This window comes from Actinotalea sp. (genome assembly GCF_041597215.1).
Taxonomy (GTDB): domain Bacteria; phylum Actinomycetota; class Actinomycetes; order Actinomycetales; family Cellulomonadaceae; genus Actinotalea.
The window spans coordinates 1-5,925 of sequence record NZ_JBFHHB010000200.1 but is presented as its reverse complement, the minus strand read 5'-3'; the positions used below and the strand labels follow the sequence as shown (position 1 = coordinate 5,925).

Below are 5,925 nucleotides of genomic sequence, written 5' to 3'. Positions count from 1 at the left end.
GGCCACCATTCCGGTGGCCGGACCGGCGACCACGGCCAGGTGCCAGTCCGTCCGAAGGGCCTGCCGGGCGGGGTCGGGGGCGACCGGCCCGCCCGGGCGCCCCACCTGCAGGACGCTGCCCGGCACCCACGGCTCGGCTCCCGCGAGCTGCCCGTCGTCCAGGAGGAGGCCGTCGATGCTGAGCGCGGCCGTACCGAGCGCCCCGATCCCGGTGATCGCGGCCAGCCCTGACCGGGCCGCCCGCACGGTGATCCGGTCGGGGACCTCCACCTCGCCGACGTGCTGGAGCGTGAAGCGCATGCGAGCACGGTGCGGGGTCGCGGCGCACGCCACCCCGACGGGCCCCGCTCCGATGTGGGCGACCTGCCCTGCACAGGGCCCTCGAGTGGTCGGGTCGGGGCGGCCCCCGCCTCGCGCACCCACTCGGTCCCGCCCGGAGTCGGCTCGTCGCTCCGGTGGGGAGCACCTGGTGTGGCACCATGACCGTATGACGCATGTGGTCTTGGCCGAGGACGACCCTGCCATTGCCGAACCTTTGGCCCGAGCGTTGACCCGCGAGGGGTACGACGTCGTCGTGCAAGGCAGCGGTCAAGGAGCCATCGAGGCCGTCCCTGCGGCCGACCTCATCATCCTCGACCTCGGGTTGCCGGACATGGACGGGCTCGACGTCGCCCGATGGATCCGCAACCAGGGCATCACCATCCCGGTCCTGGTGCTGACGGCGCGGGCGGACGAGGTCGACCTGGTCGTCGGCCTCGATGCCGGCGCCGACGACTACGTCACCAAGCCCTTCCGGCTCGCCGAGCTCCTCGCGAGGGTCCGTGCCCTGCTGCGCCGTTCGCACACCGACGGCACCGAGGAGGACGAGCTCCACGCGCAGGACGTCCGGATGGACCTCGCCGCCCACCGCGCCTTCCAGGGCGAGCGGGAGCTGCACCTGACGGCCAAGGAGTTCGAGCTCCTGCGGGTGCTGGTGCGCGACGCCGGGAGCGTCGTCCCGCGCGAGGCGCTGATGCGTGAGGTCTGGGAGAGCGACCCGACCGGATCCACCAAGACGCTGGACATGCACGTGTCCTGGTTGCGTCGCAAGCTCGGCGACGACGCGAACTCACCCCAGTACATCTCCACCGTCCGAGGCATGGGCTTCCGCTTCGAGTCCGGCAAGGACTGACGGTGCGTCGCCGCGTCCTGCAGGCGACGATCGCCGCGGTCACGGTTGCCGTCGTCCTCCTGGGGATCCCGCTCGCCTTCTACGGCGCGCGGCTGGTGCGCGACACCGAGCTGCGCAGCCGCGACGACCGGGCGACCGCGCTGGGACGTCAGATCGAGGCGCGGATCGCCTCCGGCCGGCCGATCACCGAGGACCTGCTGGAGTTCTACGTCGGCGGGGACGACGGCACCCTGCCCGCGTCGGTCTCCGTGGTCGCCCCGGACGGCACCCGGCTGCGGGCGGGCGAGCCGATCGCCGGGCGGGCATACCCGGCCGTCGTGCGCACCGAGCCCTCCGGGGCGGTGGTGCTGCTCACCCTGGACTGGTGGGACGTGTTCTGGGAGTCGAGCAAGGCGGTGGCCCTGGTCATCGCCGCCTCCCTCGTCGCGTTCGCTGCCGGGATCGCGGTGGCGCTGTGGCAGGCCAGACGGCTGGCCGCACCGCTCATCTACCTCGCGGCCAGCGCGGAGCAGCTCGGCTCGGGGCAGGTCAGGCCGCACCTGGAGGCCTCGGGGGTCGAGGAGATCGACCTCGTGGCCGCAGAGCTCGGACGCAGCGCTGACCGGCTCGCGGGACGGCTCGCCGCCGAGCGTCAGTTCGCGGCCGACGCCTCCCACCAGCTGCGTACCCCGCTCACGGCGCTGACGATGCGCCTGGAGGAGATCACCCTGGCGAGCGACCAGGAGGAGGTCCGCGAGGAGGCCCGCATCTCTCTCGAGCAGGTCGAACGCCTCGTCGCCGTCGTCGACGACCTGCTGACCCGCTCCCGTCGGGCCTCCGGCGGGACGACGGAGCCCATCCGGCTGCTCGAGGTCGTGCACCAGCAGGAGGAGGAGTGGCGTCCCTCCTACGCGAAGGCGGGGCGCAAGCTCGTCGTCGAGGTGGGCAAGGACGTCTCCGTCCTGGCGACGCCCGGGGCTCTGGCCCAGGTGCTCGCGACCCTCATCGAGAACTCCCTGCGGCACGGGGGCGGGACGACGACGGTCCGCTCTCGACCCTCCGGCTCGAGCGGGGCGATCGTCATCGAGGTGATGGACGAGGGCGAGGGCGTCTCGGACGCGCTCGCCCCGCGGATCTTCGAGCGCGAGGTGACGTCGGGCAAGGGCACGGGTCTCGGTCTTGCGCTCGCCCGTGACCTCGTGGCGGCCGACGGCGGTCGTCTCGAGCTCGCCCAGCGTCGGCCGGCAGTGTTCTCGATCTTCCTCGCGGGCGTGCCGCGCCTTCTCGACCCGGAGACGGTCCTGCCGCGCGGGTCGACGCTCTCCCTACGGCGTCGACGTGGGCACGGCCGCACGCGCAGCTGAGCCCCCGGTGAAGACGAGCCGCCGGTAGGCCAGGTAGCGGAACGCCGTGCCGAGCACCAGCCCGACGACGTTCGCCGAGATGTTGTCCGCCAGCGGCGAGCGCAGGCCCAGGACGTAGTGCGAGAACCACAGGCAGGCGACGGCGATGAGCATGCCGCCGACGTTCACCACGGCGAAGCCCGCGAACTCCCGGGCGCGACCGGCGGTACGTCGTCCCGCGAACGTCCAGTACCGGTTGCCCAGCCATGCCACGACGGTGGCCACGGCCACGGAGATGACCTTCGCGGTGAGCGGGCGGTCGCCCAGGAGCGTGCCCGGCCCGAAGCGCAACAGGTTGAACAGGCCGACGTCCACGACGTACGCGAGCGAGCCCACGGATCCGAACCGGATCAGCTCGAGAAGTCGCGCGCGCATGGTCCCCAGCGTACGTGCGACGCAGTCCTTGTTACGCTCAGCCACCGTGACGAGGGTCGTAGCGGTCGTGGGTGGCGGGCAGCTGGCGCGGATGATGACGCCGGCGGCGACCGCGCTCGGTCTGCACCTGCGGGTGCTGGTCGAGGGCGAGGGCTCCTCGGCGGCCCGGGTGGTGGTCGACGCCCCGGTGGGTGCTCCCCGCTCGGCGCGTGACGTGCTCGACCTCGTGCGCGGGGTCGGCGACGACGGGCTTCCGGCTGACGTCCTCACCTTCGAGCACGAGCACATCCCCGCCGAGGTCCTCGCCCAGGTCGAGGCGCTCGGGATCGCGGTGCGCCCGGGACCCGACGCCCTGCGCCACGCCCAGGACAAGATCGTGATGCGGCGTCGGCTCACCGAGCTCGGCGTGCCCTGCCCCCGGTGGGCCCCGGTCCCCGACGCGGCGGCGCTGGACGCCTTCCTCGCGGAGGTCGGCGGCGAGGCCGTGGTGAAGACCTCCCGTGGCGGCTACGACGGCAAGGGCGTCCGGGTGGTCCGGTCGTCCGCGCAGGTCGCCGACTGGTTCGAGGCCGCGGCGGACGGCGGACCCGCCCTTCTCGTCGAGGAGAAGGTCCCCTTCGTCCGCGAGCTCGCGGTCCTGCTGGCGCGCCGGCCGTCCGGCGAGGTCGCCGTCTGGCCCGTGGTCGAGACCGTCCAGGTGGGCGGCGTGTGCGCAGAGGTCCTGGCCCCCGCCCCGGGCCTCGACCCCGACGTCGAGCGGCAGGCCGTCGAGGCCGCCGTCGCGGTGGCGGCCGGTGTCGACGTGACGGGTGTCCTGGCCGTCGAGCTCTTCGAGATCGCGGGCGAGGGCGGGAGCCCGGCACGCGTCGTGGTCAACGAGCTCGCGATGCGCCCGCACAACTCGGGCCACTGGACGCTCGACGGGGCGGTGACCAGTCAGTTCGAGCAGCACCTTCGCGCCGTCCTCGACCTGCCGCTCGGCGACCCGTCGGCCCGCGCCCGCTGGTCGGTGATGGCGAACGTCCTGGGCAGCAGCCTCGAGCGGCTCACGGACGCCCTGCCGGCGGTGGCGGCCGACCCGGGGGTGCGGGTGCACCTGTACGGCAAGGAGATCCGCGCCGGGCGCAAGCTCGGGCACGTCACCGTCTGCGGGGAGGACCTCGCCGAGGTGCGTTCGCGGGCGGCCCGGGCCGCAGCCCTGCTGCGCGGGGACGAACCGACCGGCTGAGCGCGGGCGTTCGCCCTCGGCGCACTGCGCCGCTGCGGGGCGCGGGACGTGCCAGGGTGGGCCACGACGAAGGGACACGCAATGAGTGAGCAGGCTCTGGTCGGAGTGGTGATGGGCTCCGACTCCGACTGGCCCGTCATGGAGGCCGCGGCCCTGGCCCTCGCGGAGTTCGGGGTGCCGACGGAGGTCGACGTCGTCTCGGCGCACCGGATGCCCCAGGACATGATCGACTACGGCCGTTCGGCGGCCGACCGGGGCCTGAAGGTCATCGTCGCCGGGGCAGGGGGAGCCGCGCACCTGCCGGGGATGCTCGCCGCCGTGACGCCCCTCCCGGTCATCGGGGTGCCGGTGCCGCTCGCGCACCTGGACGGGATGGACTCGCTGCTGTCGATCGTGCAGATGCCCGCGGGCGTGCCGGTCGCGACGGTCTCCGTCGGGGGAGCGCGCAACGCCGGGCTGCTCGCGGTGCGGATCCTCGCTGCGGGGACCGACGAGCGCGCCGGGGAGCTGCGCGCGGCGATGCTGCGGTTCCAGGAGGGGCTGCGGGAGCAGGCCCAGGCCAAGGGCGCACGGCTACGGTCACGGCACGGCACCGGGGTGGGTGCTCCGGGAGCGACGGGGTTCAGCGCGGGCTGACCTGACGGGGCCGCCCCGCGAACGGCTAGGTCCCCGGGAGGCCGCCGACCGCTCCTGCGTCCAGGCTGCCGTCGCGGACGGCGGTCCAGAAGGTGGGAGCGGCGTCCGGGTCGAGCTGCACGGTCGAGCCGATGCCGCCGGGCCGGTAGTCCGGGTTCGAGATCGGTGGCGTGCCACGGACGCCCTCGGTGCCCGTCGCCGTCCTGAAGGCCAGCGCCAGTCGGGCGAGGTCCACCGCGCCGGTGCCGTCGCTCACGACCAGGGCTCCCGTGCCGGCGTCGACGAGGTCGACCTGCCGACCGGGGCGCAGGACGAGCGAGGGCTCGGCGACCTGCGAGGTGACGGCCGAGATCAGCAGCTGCTGACGGCGGGCGCGGCCGATGTCGCCCTCGAGGTCGGCCTTGCGCATCCGCGCGTAGGCCAGGGCCGTGGTGCCGTCGACGACACGGCAGCCGGGAGCCTCCCAGACGAGCCCCGAGTCCGGGTCGTTCACCGGGAAGGTGACCTTGTCCACGGCGGGGTCCATGCACAGCTCCACGCCGCCGACCGCATCCACGATCGAGGCCACCCCACCGAGGCCGATCTCGACGTAGTGGTCGACCGTCAGGCCGGTGATCTGCTCGACGGTGCTCACCAGGAGCGGGGCGCCGCCGAGGGAGAAGGCCGCGTTGAGCTTGGCGGGTCCGTGCCCGGGGATGTCGACGTAGGTGTCCCGCGGAAGGCTGATGAGCGAGGTGGTCCCGGAGGCCGGGACCTGGAGGACCATGATCGTGTCGGTCCGGGCGCCCTCCGTACCGTCCTCGGGGATCCCGCCCTCGCCGCGGGAGTCGGAGCCTGCCAGGAGGTAGGTGGTCCCCGGGGTGTCCGCCGCCCCGGAGAGCGCGGACACGTGCTGCACCTTGCCGTTGGCCCACAGCGCGAGCCCGACCGGCCAGGCGAGCAGCAGCGCGAGCACCGCCGCGACCAGGACGACGACGCGCCGTCGACGGCTGGGACGACCGCCCGGGACAGGGGCGTAGGCCGCCGGCGGTGCGGGAGCGCCGCCCTGCGCGACCGGGCTCATCGACGCCGGGCGCACGGTGACCGGGCGAGGCGGCGGGGGCGTCGCTGCTCGGGCAGGCGCCGGGGGGCGG

Annotated in this window: 7 protein-coding genes; 4 read left to right on the top strand and 3 right to left on the bottom strand. The window is 74.1% G+C overall.

What is annotated here, in order from left to right; all coding sequences use genetic code 11:
• Positions 1-300, bottom strand: a 300-nt coding sequence (locus ABWK99_RS12655; protein ID WP_372595061.1) for a hypothetical protein, incomplete at its 3' end; no start/stop codon positions are given.
• Between the two features lie 187 nt (positions 301-487).
• Here ABWK99_RS12655 and ABWK99_RS12650 point away from each other — a divergent pair.
• Together ABWK99_RS12650 and ABWK99_RS12645 are read left to right on the top strand one after the other, a co-directional pair.
• A complete protein-coding gene (locus tag ABWK99_RS12650) occupies positions 488-1,171 on the top strand; it encodes a response regulator transcription factor (RefSeq protein ID WP_372595060.1) in 684 nt (227 codons plus the stop codon).
• 2 nt (positions 1,172-1,173) lie between these two features.
• Positions 1,174-2,514: an ATP-binding protein gene (locus ABWK99_RS12645; RefSeq protein ID WP_372595059.1), complete on the top strand. Its 1,341-nt coding sequence runs from the start codon at positions 1,174-1,176 to the stop codon at positions 2,512-2,514.
• Here ABWK99_RS12645 and ABWK99_RS12640 read toward each other — a convergent pair.
• Positions 2,476-2,928, bottom strand: coding sequence for a GtrA family protein (locus tag ABWK99_RS12640; RefSeq protein WP_372595058.1), 453 nt, complete (start codon positions 2,926-2,928; stop codon positions 2,476-2,478). The two genes, ABWK99_RS12645 and ABWK99_RS12640, sit on opposite strands and share 39 nt — an antisense overlap.
• Here ABWK99_RS12640 and ABWK99_RS12635 point away from each other — a divergent pair.
• Together ABWK99_RS12635 and purE are read left to right on the top strand one after the other, a co-directional pair.
• Positions 2,927-4,156, top strand: coding sequence for a 5-(carboxyamino)imidazole ribonucleotide synthase (locus ABWK99_RS12635; protein ID WP_372595057.1), 1,230 nt, complete (start codon positions 2,927-2,929; stop codon positions 4,154-4,156). The two genes, ABWK99_RS12640 and ABWK99_RS12635, sit on opposite strands and share 2 nt — an antisense overlap.
• Positions 4,157-4,237: 81 nt before the next feature.
• Entirely contained in the window at positions 4,238-4,792 is a 555-nt protein-coding gene (gene purE / locus ABWK99_RS12630; protein ID WP_372595056.1) for a 5-(carboxyamino)imidazole ribonucleotide mutase, read from the top strand.
• Positions 4,793-4,817: 25 nt separating this feature from the next.
• Here the strand turns inward: purE and ABWK99_RS12625 are convergent.
• Positions 4,818-5,925 (bottom strand): LCP family protein (locus ABWK99_RS12625; RefSeq protein ID WP_372595055.1); only part of this gene is annotated, 1,108 nt, incomplete at its 5' end.